Here is a 15,000-nt window from a genome sequence, read left to right as displayed (position 1 = left end):
ATGAAAAGATAGATGCCGCAGATATAGTGGTGGGGACCTACGAGGGCCTGGACTTCCTCCTCCGTGCCGGGAGATCATCCCAACTGGGAAACCTTAAAACCGTGGTGGTGGATGAGATCCACATGCTGGGGGATGATGAACGGGGCCCCCGACTAAGGGGACTCATTCACCGGTTGAAATCGATCTTTCCTGACCTGCAAGTCATCGGACTTTCCGCCACTGTGCAAAACCCCCAGGAAATAGCCACGGAGTTTGGCATGAAACTGGTGCAGTACCCCCTGCGACCGGTTCCCCTGGAGAGACACCTCATATTCACCCGCACTGAGGAAGAGAAAAACCATCTTCTAACTCAGCTGTCCCGTAATGAATACCAGAACCGATCAAAAAAGGGATACCATGGTCAGAGTATTATTTTCACCAATTCACGCCGGAAAACCCATAGTGTGGCTGATTATCTGACTCGGAGAGGTGTTAAGGCAGCAGCATACCATGCTGGGTTGTCTTACTCCAAAAAGAACAGGATTGAAAGGGATTTTGGGGGCCAAAAGTTGGGGGCAGTGGTCACCACGGCTGCGTTAGCCGCAGGGGTGGATTTTCCTGCATCCCAAGTACTTTTTGAAAGTTTAACCATGGGGAACAAGACACTCACCCCCAATGAGTTCTCCCAGATGCTGGGCCGGGCAGGAAGACCCACCTATCATGACCAGGGAAAGGTATATCTCTTGCCCGAGATTGGTCGCAGTTACGGTGATGAAACCGAGGAAATGCAGGCCATGGAACTTTTATCCAGTGATGTGGAAGCAGTGAATGTAACCTACTCTGAGGACAGTCAGGTGGAACAGTTCCTGGCAGATATCTGTGCCGGGCGCGCCGATAAATTCAGCCAGATAGGTCAGGAATATGCCAACGAAGAGCTACCCCTGGAATTTGAGGAAGCATTCAATCTAATGGTGGATTATGGTCTGGTAAAGGAGATGGATGGTAAGGTAACCCCCACCAGATACGGGAGGGCGGTTTCCATGTCTTTCCTATCACATTTCTGTGCAGAGTACATCCGAAAGAATCTGGACCGTATGCATCCCATGGATATAGCCCTTAAACTGGAACCATTTGAAAGTGCCTATCTTTCCAGCAGGATAACCACCCAGATGAGCCGTATTCTCAAGATAAACATGTCCACCCGCTTATTTGCAGACAGCACCCTTGATATTCTTAGTTCGGGCACAGCCCTTAACAAACTGGAACCCCGCCTCAGGGAAAGATTGATGAAGCTTCAGATGGATTTTTACACCTGTAAATGTAAGGATAGGCCATTTTGTGGATGTTTCCAGAGGGAACTATCTCGGAGAATGGTTAAACAACGCCTGTCAAAACGGGATCCAGTGGATATAAGCCGGAAGTTGATGCGTGACTACGAGATACACGCCTATGCCGGGGATATATTCAGCTGGCTGGACTCACTTATCCGGATGCTGGAGGCAGTGCGGAGGATAGCCCAGGCCTTTGGAAGAAAAAAAGTGGTTGGGGAATGTAATCGTTTGATACGGCAGATTGAAAACTAAAATTTCTCTTATTTAAATCCGATGGTGCCTTTAATCCTGATGGTGCCACAACAACAAGGTGGAAGAGAGGGGTTAAAAATCAACCTCAGGCACTTCTTCCGCATTTACATCGTGTTCAAAGTATTCTGCTTCAGGAAAACTGAAGAAATTGGCTATTATGCTGTTGGGGAATACTTCACGCTTGTTATTATAGGTTAAAACAATTTCATTGTATAATTCCCGGTAATCGGCAATTTTATCCTCGGTTTGGGATAGCTGATCCTGTAATTCCAGGAAATTTTCATCGGCCTTCAGTTCAGGATAGTTTTCCGCAACTGCAAACAGACTTTTCAAAGTACCGGTTAAGACATTATCTGCCTCTTCATTTTCTTTAACAGTCTCAGCATTGTTCAACTGGGAGCGTGCCTGACTAACCTCTTGAAAGGTGGTTTTTTCGTGTATGGAGTAACCTTTAACCGTTTCCACCAGGTTATCAATTAGATCTGATCTCCGCTCTAGCTGGACATTTATCTGTGACCAGGCCCCTTCCACTCCGTTTTGTAGTTTGATTAAACTATTATAGACGGCAATGATTATGGTAAAGAATATCACAATTATAAGGACTACCAGTCCAAAACCAATTAAATTCCACATTATAACACCATTAACCCTGTTATTACACAATAATCCAGTTAGTTTGTGGGTTATTTAAATGTTTTCAAATCAAAAAAAACAGGTTTAGTGATCTACCGCAATAATTTTCACTATGCTTTTTCAAGATTTATTTCCGGTGGTTAAAAAACAGTTTAGATAGTCATATAATGTGAAATCAGACAAAACTTGTTAAAATAGTTCTAAAATTAGAATAAAAGGAAGAAAATGGTAAATGAGGTAAAAAAAATGAGGTAATTAATTACCAAATTTACCATTGCTCCAGCTATTAGTATCCCAAACTCAGCATATAAATTTTTTGAAAAAGCATTTTGTTATTACCTTTGGGAAAAGTGTGATGTAGTTAGGGGTGATCTGAAAAAGTGGAAAATAGATTTATTTTAAAAATTTAAGGTGTTAAAAATTGATTTTAGTAAAATAGAATGCAGAAAATCAGTAATAATGGGCCCGCTGGGATTCGAACCCAGGACCTCACGGTTATCAGCCGTGCGCTCTACCGCCTGAGCCACGGGCCCCTTAAAATGTTAGTAACAGCTTAAGAAGTTGAATTTCTCCAACAAATTCCAAAACTGCAGGGGTAGATTCTTGATTTAGAATTCATCCTATATATACCTTTGTGATGGGATTTATCTAATTTAGTATTAACTCTCCCTCCCTGATCACCTTTTAAAGTATAGTGGAAACTGGGAGTGGATAAATCACAGCTCAGGTTGTTTAATAGAGTTGTATGGAGGCGGTCAGAATAATGCACCGCCCCATTCTCTAAGGGGTTAAAAAAGTCAATGTTTATTTGTTGACCATTTCACTAATGGCATCAGCCATCATATGGCCTTCTACAGTGATCTCTGCCTTGTCAATACCTTCCACATTCTCGGCAGCCACACGGGCCTGCATGGCCATGTTAGCAGCACTCATACAGCCGGGGTTGGTGGGTTTTATGGTGATCTTAGCGGTTTTTTCACTTTCATTGATCTGGATATCAGATACCAGGCCCATTTCTACAATGCTTATACCCATATGGGGATCAGCCACTTTAGCCAGAGCATCTTTAACCTTGTTAACTAGTTCTTCGCTCATAATCATACCTCAGAATCGTTTTTTTCATGTTTTACACTTTTCAGTGCGGATAAAACGCATAATTACTTTAAAAATCCTTCATATGCATTTAAAAAGATATTCTTTTATTTCCGTGTTTGTGCTATTTAAACTTATTTATAATTACCCGGCCTGGGGGGGGGGGTTAATTCAACCGGTGACGAACCCGCACAGCAACGCCTTTTTCTCCCTTTTTCATTTCATTCCCGCTCATTACAGCTTTACCCACTCCTACAACTTCTCCTTTTCGTATTATAACCACTTCATCTTTGGGAATTATATCTGGATAAGCATCTACCACTCCCGGGGCAAAAAGGGTGTTAGTTTTCATTTCAAAATCAATTTCCACCCAGTTAACTCCGATATTGTTTAAGATGACCCCTCCCTTGATGTTCAAACTGTAAAGTCCATAATCGTGGTGGAGGACGGCGATCTGTTCATCACCCTGCATTAACCTCCGGTCAAACCTTCCCCTTAACCGGTAGTCATCCGGTACCAACTGGTCGGCAGCAACGGTGTTAAACTGGTAACGAGCCACGGAACGCAGCATATGTAGTTGTCGGGTGTGGCTTTTCATCCGGTTGTATCCTTTAAGGGCAATTCGGAGATTGGCCATTGATTCCGGGGAGATAGTCCTCCCATCCTTACAGGTGAAAGTGGCATCCGGCAGGTATTCCTGGCAGACTGTAAGGTAACCGTGGGCCACATGGGCTATTACCTCATGGTCTCCCACATATTCCTGGAGACATTCTCCAGTAAGTTTTATTTCTTCACGGGACCAGTCTCCTACTGTAGAAACATCATAAGACTGGATAGGGTAGGTTTGTTCCATTTCACGGGGGCAAACACCGAAAGGGGAAGTTAAAATAGCTTCTTGCAATCCTTTAGTGGCTTGGGTGAATATACGGTGAGATTTACTGGCAGAATACGGTTTACGCATACTACAAGGTAAAACCACCACCACATCGCCCTGAGGTTCTAAAAGTTTCATTCTTTCCCTCCAGCGGCGTGCTTCCGGGCGGTTAAGTGAAGTTTCAGTGGTACAAAGTACTTTGATCATTTATTTTACTCCTGAATCTAAAAATATTACTCATAAATCTACAGATAATCTTAGATCTACCCAATTATTAATTACTATTCATAGGCTAATGGTCTGGTTTATGTTTATCCATTATCTAATTTCTGACCATTAACCCATTCGGCACCGGTGATCAAGGATATTTCGCGGGTTAAACCAACCAGATCACTCCTATCTAAAAGTTTAACATCAGATTTACCCACCATACGGGTCAAGTTTTTCATTTCCTCGGTGGAAGTTACCAGGAAGTTTTTAAGATTCTCCACACCTGCCTCTACATCTAACTGCTGCACCAGCTGAGGGTGCTGTGTGGTCACTCCGGTGGGGCACAGTCCGCTGTAACATACTCGATACTGCTGGCAGTTAATGGCTATAAGAGCCGCAGTACCAATGTAAACTGCATCAGCACCCAGGGCCAGACACTTGGCAAAGTCACTAGAAGTGCGCAAACCACCCCCGGCAATGAGACTTATTTCCTTTCTGAGTTCCAGTTCTTCCAATTTCTGATAAGCCCGTGGCAGGGCGGCTACAATGGGCAGTCCCATATTCTCCCGCACATAAGTCGTGGTGGCCCCCGTACCTCCACCAAAACCATCCAGGGCAATGAAGTCCACCCCGGCCCGGGCCAGGAGTTCCACATCCTCCTCCACATGACCACAGCCAATTTTAGCCCCTACTGGAACACCACCCGTGAGTTTTTTCAACTCAGACACCTTTTCTTCCAGTTCACCAGGGTTGCTGATGTCAGGGTGGTGGGCTGGGGAGTAGGCAGCCTGTCCTTTTTCCAACCCCCTGATCTGGGCCACCTTGGGAGTCATCTTCTCTGCCGGAAGGTAACTACCTTTACCGGGATAGGCTCCCTGCCCAAATCGAATTTCCACTGCGGCCGCAGATTGTAGTAGGGCCTGGTTTAAACCAAAACGTCCCGTGGAATACTGCACTATCATTTCATCCGGTGCAATCTCTTTTTCCTCATCTAAAACCCCTCCCTCCCCCGTGTTAAATCCAATATTCATTAGGGCAGCTGTTCTGGAGATTACCAGGCGCACATTACGTGAAACTGCCCCGAAACTCATACCGGAGATTAAAATGGGTGAAGAGACTTTCAGGGGTTTCTGGGACTTCGGTCCGATGGTTACCTTTGCATCTACCGGATCTTCCTGGTTAAAGGGTATGCGCTTGATCTGGGCGGGTAAAAAGTGCAGGTCATCCCAGGAAAATGATAATTTCTTGGTTGAACCCATAGAAGAAATACCACTTATATTATGGCTTTTATCCTTTATTTCAACCATTTTATTATAAAAAGAGGGATCTTCATCTTTATTTGGTTTGCGCAGGAAGGTTCCACTTTCACCCACCCTTTCCTTACCACAGTAGTAGTTATCACTGAGGTGGTACTGGTAGAATAGAGGGCAAGTGTTACAGATACAACCTTTCACTTTAATTTCACAATCACTGGACCCGGTGGCACAGTAGAGCAATTTATTTCCACAATTTTTAGGGTAACTGGGACAGTAAGAACAGAGACATTTTTCCCGGTTTTCGGGTGAATCTTCAATATTCCTAGGGGCATCTTGTGAAGGGGTGACCATGGATTTTTACCTCTTTTTTAAGTTAATCATTATATTATTATATCCTGCCTTCTCAATATAATTTTATATATTCCGTGAGGTTGACCCATGAAGTACAAGATAAAAGGTCCCCGGGAAAACCAGACCTTCGTAAACACCAAATCCTACCAGAAACTTCTATCAACCTTTAAAAAATTATCAAAAAACAGGGGGCAGATTGTCCATGTGGTGGGAGCCCCGGGCACTGGTAAATCCAGTAATATCTACGCGGCAGTGGACAGACTGGGCTTGAATTTTTACGAAGCTAAATTACCCCTTTCTTCCCCAGATTTAACTGGCGGGGAGGTTTACCAGTTGATGGTAAACTCCATGAAGGAAGATCTACATGTCAAATCCTCTGCTGACCTGTTCTATGAGTTGAGTAAATTTGATGCAGTTTTATTTGCAGACCGGTTCCATGATTATCACTGCCTGGATGAGGAATGTGTCGGTTTCAGCCAGTGGACTGGTTATAGTGGCGTGAAGCCATTTAAATTTTATTTAACTTGTATTCGAGAATATTTTAAACACAGGAGTGATTTTAAAGGGGTTAACCTGGTATTGCAGACTGCCTGGAGGGTGGGTGAGAAAGATTACAAGAAGGACCTATTCGCGGACTATGGTGTTCTCTCCCGGGTGGCAGTGACTGTACTGGGGATCCCCTTTACCGTGGTGGAGATATCCTACTCCCAAGAGGAAACCATAAATATAGTAAAAAGCCATCTAAATGTTACCCCGGATGAGGTAAGGCAATCTATAAAAAAATATGGTAACAAACCCCGTTTTATATGTCAGGCACTGAAGGATGGACCATAATCTCATCTTCTGTCTTTGGCCGTTAATTCAAGTATCACTGGAGTTTTAAATGATAAAAACATTGATCAAGTCCACCCGGATAACATGGGCCTCTAAAAATGCCAACATGTTTTTACTGGCGCTTACTTATGCTTATTTCCTGGGAATACCTATTAATAATCCTTTCCAGATATTAGGGGGGCTTATACTGGTTTCTGCTCTGTGGGGTGCCCTGTACACCCTCAATGATCTTACGGATCTGGAGGTGGATCGCCGGGATCGACAGAAGCAGAGCCGGGCCTTCATTGAAAATGAGGTGGACAAAAAGATCATACTGCTTTTCTTTGGCCTGATTGTGGCCGGGGTGTTTATAATATCCTTTGTAGCATTCCCTTCATCATTCACCTTTTTAATGTCTCTAATGCTACTCAACCAGTTGGTTTACACTTTACCTCCAATCCGTTTAAAGGATTCCAATTTAGCCCCTTTTTTCAGCACCGCCACTAATTCAGTGTTGCGTCTGGCTTCCTGTGCCGTACTTTTGGGTGATGTGTTTCTGGTGCCCCTGAGTGTGTACGTGTTCATGTACCTGGCAGGAATGGGCACCTACCTCATGTACAAGTCACGTTCCCGCGATGCCAGTATAGTGGGGTTCATGGGGGGCGGCTTACTCCTGTATATGCTTTACTCTGGTGACATGAATATAATACAATTTGCCGTGGCAATTCTGCCATCTTTCCTGGCAGCAGTGCCATTATATCTATCACTATTTACAAATAAGGACTACATGTTCCGTCTGGCAGATATTCTTTACCACCAGGTAGCCATGGTATTTTTCATGTTTTGTATACTGGTGATTATTTTTTAAGGAATGCCTCTATTTATTTTTTAAGGAATGCCCCTGTTTATCAGCACCGTTATACATTAAAAAATCCTAAAAAAGTTAGAAATAGTGGAATAAAAAAAGGAAGGGGTAGTTGACTAAAAAATAAAAAATATTATCTGATCTTCAGTCTTAGAACAGTTTACCCAGTTTCAAAAGAGCCTTTGGTGAGATTTTAATCAGTTTTTTAACCATTTCTGCGGTGTTAATGGTTTCAAAGTCACTGTCCTTGAAAACATCCGCGATTTCATCCAGTTCTCCATCCGAAAGACTTAAAAGGTATTCCTTGGCCTTCAGGTACTTCTTGAATGATTCCCCCAGTTCATCATCACAGAGTTTTTCATACACCTTAAGGTTTTTATGGGAGTAGTCCCCATCAGCCACGGCCTGGGCAGCCACCTGACCCGCAATACGGCCTCCCAGCATACCACTGATGATACCTCCACCAGTGAGGGGGTTAACCATACTGGCTGCATCCCCGGTGACCAGGACATTATCTGCCACTTTTTTCTTCAGTAATCCACCCACGGGGTCTCCGCCCACGTTAAGTTCCACTGGCTGAGCATTTTGAGTAGCCGGGTTGCTTTCCACAAACTCTAAAAGGTGTTGGTAAGCAGTTTTGTCGGTTCTGGTGGTTAAAATACCCAGGCCCACGTTGGCTATGTCATCACCCTTGGGGAATATCCAGGCGTAACCACCAGGAGCTACACTACCAAAGTGGAATTCGATACAGTCTGGTTCGGCCATCTGGACTCCGGCCATTTCAAACTGGGCACAGGATTCCATATTTTTAGGGGCTAAAGCAGTTCTAAGCCCTGCCCATCTTCCCACCCGAGATTCTGGACCATCGGCCGCAATCACTATCTTGGCTTTGATCTCCAGTTCCTGGCCCATGTTCTCGGCAGTAACCACTACCTGATCATCTTCCCTCCGCATACCAGTGGCCAGGGTTTTGACCATGATCCGGGCACCGGCACGGGCGGCATCCATGGCCATGTGCTTGTCGAAGATCTTACGTTCCAGGATGTACCCTGCTTCAGGGAGTTTCACCTTATCCTCGGTTAAATTAACAGCCGTGCCGTTGGGGGAGACCATTCGCACTCCAGTGGCTTCGCGGGTTACCCATCGTGAGGATGGTTCAATTCCTAGTTTCTTAAGGCCGTCTTTAGAAACTCCTTCTGCACATCTTTTGGGAGATCCTATCTCTGATTTTTTATCAATGACTATTACTTGGGCGCCGCCTAGGGCAGCGTGTTTAGCTGCAGTTGAACCGGCAGGACCGGCACCTATAACCAGAACATCAGTTTCCATCATTTAATCATCACCTTGTAGGGCCTGCACTGGGCAAACCTTGATACATATCCCACAATCTTTACATTCGTCATGGTTGATCTTCAAGCTGATTTCCCTTACTTCTATAAGGTTTTGGGGACAAACACCAGCGCATTCCCCACAGTACATGCACCATTCATTAACTATCATTGTATCATTCCATACTCTATTTTTCCAGATTAAGTTAGTTGACTTAACTTTTTTGCAGATTAAGTTGAATTAACTTTTTCCAGATTAATTTGCATTATTTTTTTTAAAAATTCTCAAAAAAATATAACTAATCAAACAACATTCTTTCTTACATATTATTTTTACTTCTTTTTTAAATCTATGGGATGGTAGTATCCTCTAAAGATGACCTTGTGAAAGTTATCAATTACCAAATCCTGATAATTGGATTATAAACATTTTAAATTAGGGATATTGGGTTAGGAAACATTCTAAATAAGGAATATTAAATTATAAACATTTTGAATAAGGTATATTAGATTATAAACATTTTAAATAAGAGATATAAATTAATTATCGGTAATAAAGAGATACTTATCTATTAGGTCCAAATATAGTATCTATTACTCTATTAAAAAGATATTAATCTATTAAAATAGAATTCACTTTTTGATCTCTAATTAAATTCAATCTCTAATTAAATGAGGGAACTGTTTACCTTGGAATAATCTCCCTTAAATGTTACCAACTGTTAATTGGTCGTCGTGTTGCCGCTTTGGGTATTGGTACTGGTCTGTTGCTGTGTCTGGGTGTTGGTACGCTGGGTGTTGTAGTAACGAGTTGATGTGCTTGTTTTGCGAGTGCTGGTGCTTTGAGATGTTGATTGTTTAGTACTCTGATTGGTTTTGATGGTGGTGTTGTTGGCGTTGGTTGAATTGGTGGATATATTACTGTTTGAAAGATTATCATCATCTGGTGACTCAGCAGGACTGTAACCCATGCCCACTATGGATCCAGCCACTACTCCTACCAGTAGAATAGGTATAATTATCAAATCTTTCCTGATCATGGAAACCACTCTTTTGATTATCTGGTTATCTTTATATTTATATTTTTGCAGGGTTTCCAGGACAAATTCTCCCCATATCGCACCACATCACTCCAATTCATCATTAAAATCAGTTTTTGTATTCTGTATGCTGGGAGAGGCATTGTTGAGGTTAATAAAATAATATAATAGGGGAGGATTATCCTATGGGGAACTTAAAAATATGCAATTAACTTCCTACATTTATGGTCCATCCTGAGGGTAGTTTCAGGGTGTATTTTTCAGGACACTTAAATATCAAAAACACTTACTAACATTTAAAAAAAAAGGTTTAAGGGTTATTCCCGGGCTTTTCCATCCCTGCAGAAGTAACCCGGTGGTTCACCACTGAATAAATTATTTTCTTTCCACACCAAACATTTATCGCACTGGCAATAATTCCTGGATCCTGATTCTTCCAGATAATCTTTTCCCTTAGCACAGTACAATGCGGGAATCCTTTCTTCTTCAATCATAATCCGGGAGTCCACATCTTCCTGAGTGATCTCCTGTATCATCTTCATTTTGTCCCTAACTGTTTTTGATTTTTCCTGTACCGGACAGGAGTCACACAGGCATTCTGCGAGGTTCTCTAGGTTGAATTTGACCTTCATGTTTTAACCTCTTCCGATTATTAGTGTATAATATGAAGTTTTTACGTTTAATAATCATGGAAAAAGGAGTTACATTGGGGTTTGAATTACCAGAAAATCAGGTGACTAGTATCTGAGGGTATTCCATCAATTTAAAATTAGTATTTTAAAAAATAAAATATTCCAAATAGAGTGGGATGGGGAGTCCCTATTTCATCAGTCCTTTTCTTTTTCATCCTCACGGGATTTAAACACGTACCCACATTCACTGCAGGTCAATGTTTGGGTCCGGCCAAAGGCCCGGTGCTGGGAGTCTAATTGCCTTTTGAGGGTCTTATCCTGTGAACCACATTTAGGGCATTTTTCATTCAACTTACCTAAATTCATTGTAATTATCTCCATTGGCGTTTAATGCTTTTTAAAGGCTTTATACTTTTTTTTAAATAGTATTTAATTGGATTATAGGTTATCTTTTCCAGTTAATTCGTTGTTGATGGATTTGTTTGGTTTTGGGTGGTGTTCTGAGTGGTGTCATTGGTGGTTGTGGGGGTGGGTGATGATTGTTGGGTTTGAGCCGCAGGAGTGGATGATACTGCTTGCTGTGGAGTTAGGGGGTTTTTAAACAGGGTAAACTGGCTGGAATTGTTAGAGTTATTGGTGGTGTTATTTGAACCGCTGGATTCTGCGAAGTAACCTAAGGCAACCACTCCTAAAATAAGAAGAAGGCCTATAATTACTGGTGTACTTCTTTTCATATCAGGTCATCTCTCTTTAATTTTCTTTTCTATTTTTATTCTTGTTAAGGGAAGTATAGTTTTTTGTGAATACTTTCTATTTAATTTTTTTGACTGGGAAAATTAGGATTAAGATATAAAAAAAAATCAATCAAGAGGGTTTAAGCATGATGGACATTATCCCCTTCTCTGCCTTTCCCGATGGGTCCGGAACCATACCCATACTGGATCCCAGCATCTCCTTGGTGGCCCGCTTGGTTATCTCCTTGAAGATCATCTTATAGGCTGCGCAGTGGGGGTCCACTCCAGTAATCTCAGCTTTACCAGTTTCTTCATTGATGGAAAGACCATTGTAGGGACATCCGCCCCGGCAGAATTTTATGTAGGAGCATTTCTTGCATTCAGTGTCCACGTAATCCTTAAAGTCATGGAGAAGCTTCCAGGCATCAGACTGGGCCAGATCATCCATGCTGGGATGGTCCTGGACATTCCCCATCACGTACTCGGGCATTCCCACGAAACGGTAACAGGGATAAATACTACCATCCGGGCCCACGGCAAAGGTATCACCCATACAATCCACGAAGGTGCAGACCACTCCTCTGCGAATAAAAACACACTTACAGAGGTGGTCAATATTTTTAAGCTCAATCTCGTCCATATGCTCCAGATACTGGTCCAAGAGATATATCAAAAGTTCCCCGTACTCTTCAGGAGATAAAGCCCATTTTTCAGGGTTTTCATCACGCAGAGAGGGAAGTGCCGGGTGTAACTTGAGGTTCAAACCATTTTCCAGGAAGAAGTTGAAGATGTCTTCCTTGTACTGGATGGAGTAGGAAGTGAAGGTAGAGATAAAACTAACACTCAGACCTTGTTCCCGGGCAATTTCATATCCTTTCATTGTCCTCTGGTAGTAACCCTTTCCCCTTTGCAGGTCGTTAAGTTCCTCGGGGCCGTCCAGACTGGAACCAATGGGTATGTTGTACTCCTTGAATAACCTAGCCAGTTCCGGGGTCATGTTCCACAGGTTGGTCTGCAGGGCTAGAGCCGGTTTCAGATGGCCTAGCTCCTGTGTTAGAAGGGGCAGTGCCTGGGAAAAAAAATCGTAACCTGCCAGGAGCGGTTCCCCACCGTGGAAGGTGAAGGTCACGGGCTCCTTGCGGAAGTCCTTAAGCCATTCTACAGTTTCTTTAATAATATCCACACTCATAACTGGGGATCCTTCTTCAGAACTCCAGCAGTACTCGCAGTTGGAAGGACAGCCTAGGGTGGGGACCAGCATAACGTGAAAAGCCATAAAAGTTCACCATATCTTATTATATTACTTGGAATTGGTAATGGAATGTTATTTGCTAACCCTCTTTGGGGGATAATATTAACTAAAATTTAATCTTTTTAATAATTATCTCACCTTACTATAAATTGGTTTTTCTTTATTGGTTCTACGGTAGACTGGTAGAAAGTTTTCATGGTTCGGGTAAATCTAATGAATATGTCTTCCTACTTCTCAATTTTTAGTTTAGATATAATTAAAATCATATTTTCAAATAGGGTGGTAATATCAGGGGATAAAACGCCAAAAACATATCTTACATGATTAATAATCTACAAAAGGTATTTATAGAAAGAGGAATAACATTTTTATCTTCTATTATAGTTGTTGGTCACATTTTAGTTAATTTTTCGGATGGTTTTAATGATTAAAGGTGCAAGAGAAATCTTTAAAAATGATATAAAAGCTATTAAGAATACTCCCGTAGTTTTAATTGTATTAGCGGCGATTATTCTCATTCCATCACTCTACGCGCTCCTGAACATCCAGGCTACCTGGGATCCCTATGCCACCACTTCCAACCTTAAGGTGGCTGTGGCTAATGGAGATTCTGGTTGTACTCTTAACGGGACCCAGTACAACGTTGGTAACATGCTGGTTGAAGAATTGAAAAATAACGATAAATTCAACTGGCAATTTGTTGATGAAGAAACAGCGCGAAACGGAGTTAAGAATGGAAACTACTACGCTGCTCTCATAATACCGGGTAACTTTAGCCAGACTGTACTATCCATTGACACCACCAACCCTCAGCAGGCCACCATAGAATATGTGGTTAATGATAAAATCAATGCCATTGCCCCCAAAATGACCAACACCGGGGCAGATACTCTGCAGACCAAGATCAACAGTGAAATTGTGGAAACTGTGGATGGTATCATATTCGGTAAACTCAGTGATGTGGGGGAACTGGCCAAGGAAAACAAGGCACAGTTTCTTAAAACAAAATCCATGTTAAACGAGTTGAACGGGAAGCTGGGAGAGGTGGATAACAGTCTCAACCAGGGTAACTCCCTTATGAATACAGTGAACCAGATCTGGCCCCAGTTCAGTGCTAAGTTACCTCAGATGCAGAGTCAAGCTGATACTCTTAAAGCCAAATACGACACACTGTACAGCTACATTCAGAACAACCCCTCCAAGGCTCTTTCCACAGTGCAGGACATGGAATCAATTGACACCACTATCATAACTGGTTTGAGATACCTTGACTCTCTTTTAACCACACTTTACAATGCCACCGGGGATGAAGATATCATACCCATCATAAACAAGGTTGAAGATGGCATTACTAAAGCAAACACAGTGCTCAACCTCCTGCAAGAAGTGGAGCAGGATATAAAAACCAGCAACGATTCTTCCGGTAAGTTAAGCCAGCTTAAAAGTTCCATTGACGAAATGGACGCTGCTATCAACTTATTGGCCAATAATCGAGACAATATAAACCAGATTGTCAGTGAAGCATCATCTAAACTGAGCATGGCCAATGCCAAATGGCCGGAGGTTAAAAGCTCCATTCAACTGGCAACGGCCAAGGTCAATTCCATTGATGAAGCCGATCTCGACCGGTTAATTGCCTTTTCTGATACCGATCAAAGTGGTGTGAAAAGCTACTTTGAAAGCCCGGTTAAACTGGAAAAAACCCATTACTATCCGGTGGATAACTATGGCTCGGCTCTTTCACCATTTTATATTGCCATATCCCTATGGATTGGGTGTATTATAGCAGTGGCCATGATCTCCATGCGGGTTAAATCCAAAAAAGAATACAGTGCCGAAACAGTGTATATGGGTAGAATGGGCTTATTTTTAGTGTTAGGATTATTACAATCGGTGGTAGTTGTAGTGGGAGCCTTGCTCATGCATGTACAGGTCTCATCCCCGTTACTGTTTGCCTTAACCACGATTTATATTGGTTTGTGTGCTATGGTGGTGGTCTACTCCCTGACATCGGCTTTTGGAAACGCAGGAAAGGCCATGGCTATTGTAATACTGGTTCTGCAGATAACTGCCACGGGAGGAGTGTTCCCCCCAGAACTCTTACCTTCCTTTTTCCAGACCATAAATCCCTACCTCCCCCTGACCTACGCAGTGGGGGCTCTGCGGGAGGTAGTTGCCGGAGTCTTATGGGGCAACTTCTGGAGATGTATCGGAGCACTGGCTATATTCCCGGCAGTGAGTTTTGTTCTAACTCTGATTATCAAGGAAAAAGTTGATAAACGGGCACAGTGGACAGAAGAAAAGCTGAAAGAAAGTGGACTATTCTAAAACTACTTATTTTTTTTTTTTTTTTTTTTT

The 15,000-nt window shown here is 42.6% G+C and carries 15 protein-coding genes and 1 tRNA gene (1 of these 16 only partly in view); 4 read left to right on the top strand and 12 right to left on the bottom strand.

What is annotated here, in order from left to right; genetic code table 11:
- Nucleotides 1-1,562 carry the 3' portion of a DUF5814 domain-containing protein gene (locus tag QC759_RS05530; RefSeq protein ID WP_048073625.1) on the top strand. It extends 928 nt beyond the left edge of the window, so only the last 1,562 of its 2,490 coding nucleotides appear in the window; its start codon lies off the left edge, out of view; its stop codon occupies nt 1,560-1,562.
- 72 nt (nt 1,563-1,634) lie between these two features.
- Here the strand turns inward: QC759_RS05530 and QC759_RS05525 are convergent, their stop codons facing one another.
- From QC759_RS05525 to QC759_RS05505, 5 genes are all read right to left on the bottom strand, one after another.
- A complete protein-coding gene (locus QC759_RS05525; RefSeq protein ID WP_048073624.1) occupies nt 1,635-2,195 on the bottom strand; it encodes a LemA family protein in 561 nt (186 codons plus the stop codon).
- A gap of 460 nt (nt 2,196-2,655) precedes the next feature.
- Nucleotides 2,656-2,728 (bottom strand) — tRNA-Ile (locus QC759_RS05520).
- Nucleotides 2,729-2,999: 271 nt separating this feature from the next.
- On the bottom strand, nt 3,000-3,290 hold the full coding sequence (locus QC759_RS05515) for a metal-sulfur cluster assembly factor (protein WP_048073623.1): 291 nt from the start codon (nt 3,288-3,290) through the stop codon (nt 3,000-3,002).
- A 163-nt stretch (nt 3,291-3,453) separates the two neighbouring features.
- Entirely contained in the window at nt 3,454-4,365 is a 912-nt protein-coding gene (locus QC759_RS05510; protein ID WP_048073996.1) for a DUF5591 domain-containing protein, read from the bottom strand.
- Nucleotides 4,366-4,472: 107 nt separating this feature from the next.
- Nucleotides 4,473-5,978 (bottom strand): glutamate synthase-related protein, encoded by a 1,506-nt coding sequence (locus QC759_RS05505; RefSeq protein WP_048073622.1) that lies wholly within the window; start codon nt 5,976-5,978, stop codon nt 4,473-4,475.
- An 87-nt stretch (nt 5,979-6,065) separates the two neighbouring features.
- On the opposite strand from QC759_RS05505, the gene QC759_RS05500 reads away from it, so the two are divergent.
- Both QC759_RS05500 and QC759_RS05495 read left to right on the top strand, forming a co-directional pair.
- Complete coding sequence (locus QC759_RS05500) at nt 6,066-6,812, top strand: ATP-binding protein (RefSeq protein WP_048073621.1); 747 nt, start codon at nt 6,066-6,068, stop codon at nt 6,810-6,812.
- Between the two features lie 49 nt (nt 6,813-6,861).
- Entirely contained in the window at nt 6,862-7,659 is a 798-nt protein-coding gene (locus tag QC759_RS05495) for a UbiA prenyltransferase family protein (protein ID WP_048073620.1), read from the top strand.
- Nucleotides 7,660-7,806: 147 nt separating this feature from the next.
- On the opposite strand, the gene QC759_RS05490 is transcribed toward QC759_RS05495, so the two are convergent.
- From QC759_RS05490 to QC759_RS05460, 7 genes are all read right to left on the bottom strand, one after another.
- Nucleotides 7,807-8,988 (bottom strand): geranylgeranyl reductase family protein, encoded by a 1,182-nt coding sequence (locus tag QC759_RS05490; protein ID WP_048073619.1) that lies wholly within the window; start codon nt 8,986-8,988, stop codon nt 7,807-7,809.
- Complete coding sequence (locus tag QC759_RS05485) at nt 8,989-9,156, bottom strand: DUF362 domain-containing protein (RefSeq protein ID WP_048085377.1); 168 nt, start codon at nt 9,154-9,156, stop codon at nt 8,989-8,991. It lies immediately after the preceding gene.
- A 550-nt stretch (nt 9,157-9,706) separates the two neighbouring features.
- A complete protein-coding gene (locus QC759_RS05480) occupies nt 9,707-10,024 on the bottom strand; it encodes a hypothetical protein (RefSeq protein ID WP_048073618.1) in 318 nt (105 codons plus the stop codon).
- Between the two features lie 317 nt (nt 10,025-10,341).
- On the bottom strand, nt 10,342-10,656 hold the full coding sequence (locus QC759_RS05475; RefSeq protein WP_048073617.1) for a DUF2769 domain-containing protein: 315 nt from the start codon (nt 10,654-10,656) through the stop codon (nt 10,342-10,344).
- Nucleotides 10,657-10,851: 195 nt separating this feature from the next.
- The gene (locus QC759_RS05470; RefSeq protein ID WP_048073616.1) at nt 10,852-11,022 is read right to left on the bottom strand and encodes a TIGR04165 family Cys-rich peptide; all 171 of its coding nucleotides are present in this window, start codon (nt 11,020-11,022) and stop codon (nt 10,852-10,854) included.
- A 92-nt stretch (nt 11,023-11,114) separates the two neighbouring features.
- Nucleotides 11,115-11,390, bottom strand: coding sequence for a hypothetical protein (locus QC759_RS05465; RefSeq protein ID WP_048073615.1), 276 nt, complete (start codon nt 11,388-11,390; stop codon nt 11,115-11,117).
- A 130-nt stretch (nt 11,391-11,520) separates the two neighbouring features.
- Complete coding sequence (locus QC759_RS05460; RefSeq protein WP_048073614.1) at nt 11,521-12,666, bottom strand: TIGR04083 family peptide-modifying radical SAM enzyme; 1,146 nt, start codon at nt 12,664-12,666, stop codon at nt 11,521-11,523.
- A 399-nt stretch (nt 12,667-13,065) separates the two neighbouring features.
- Between QC759_RS05460 and QC759_RS05455 the strand changes: the two genes are divergently transcribed.
- Nucleotides 13,066-14,970, top strand: coding sequence for a YhgE/Pip domain-containing protein (locus QC759_RS05455; RefSeq protein WP_048073613.1), 1,905 nt, complete (start codon nt 13,066-13,068; stop codon nt 14,968-14,970).
- Nucleotides 14,971-15,000: the final 30 nt, after the last annotated feature.

Source organism: Methanobacterium formicicum (assembly GCF_029848115.1).
Taxonomy (GTDB): Archaea; Methanobacteriota; Methanobacteria; order Methanobacteriales; family Methanobacteriaceae; genus Methanobacterium; species Methanobacterium formicicum.
This window is presented reverse-complemented; position numbering and strand designations above follow the sequence as displayed.

Coding starts and splice junctions, on each gene's coding strand:
- QC759_RS05525 (WP_048073624.1), bottom strand. CDS start 2,195: ATGTGGAATTTAATTGGTTTTGGACTGGTAGTCCTTATAATTGTGATA.
- QC759_RS05515 (WP_048073623.1), bottom strand. CDS start 3,290: ATGAGCGAAGAACTAGTTAACAAGGTTAAAGATGCTCTGGCTAAAGTG.
- QC759_RS05505 (WP_048073622.1), bottom strand. CDS start 5,978: ATGGTCACCCCTTCACAAGATGCCCCTAGGAATATTGAAGATTCACCC.
- QC759_RS05500 (WP_048073621.1), top strand. CDS start 6,066: ATGAAGTACAAGATAAAAGGTCCCCGGGAAAACCAGACCTTCGTAAAC.
- QC759_RS05495 (WP_048073620.1), top strand. CDS start 6,862: ATGATAAAAACATTGATCAAGTCCACCCGGATAACATGGGCCTCTAAA.
- QC759_RS05490 (WP_048073619.1), bottom strand. CDS start 8,988: ATGATGGAAACTGATGTTCTGGTTATAGGTGCCGGTCCTGCCGGTTCA.
- QC759_RS05485 (WP_048085377.1), bottom strand. CDS start 9,156: ATGATAGTTAATGAATGGTGCATGTACTGTGGGGAATGCGCTGGTGTT.
- QC759_RS05480 (WP_048073618.1), bottom strand. CDS start 10,024: ATGATCAGGAAAGATTTGATAATTATACCTATTCTACTGGTAGGAGTA.
- QC759_RS05475 (WP_048073617.1), bottom strand. CDS start 10,656: ATGAAGGTCAAATTCAACCTAGAGAACCTCGCAGAATGCCTGTGTGAC.
- QC759_RS05470 (WP_048073616.1), bottom strand. CDS start 11,022: ATGAATTTAGGTAAGTTGAATGAAAAATGCCCTAAATGTGGTTCACAG.
- QC759_RS05465 (WP_048073615.1), bottom strand. CDS start 11,390: ATGAAAAGAAGTACACCAGTAATTATAGGCCTTCTTCTTATTTTAGGA.
- QC759_RS05460 (WP_048073614.1), bottom strand. CDS start 12,666: ATGGCTTTTCACGTTATGCTGGTCCCCACCCTAGGCTGTCCTTCCAAC.
- QC759_RS05455 (WP_048073613.1), top strand. CDS start 13,066: ATGATTAAAGGTGCAAGAGAAATCTTTAAAAATGATATAAAAGCTATT.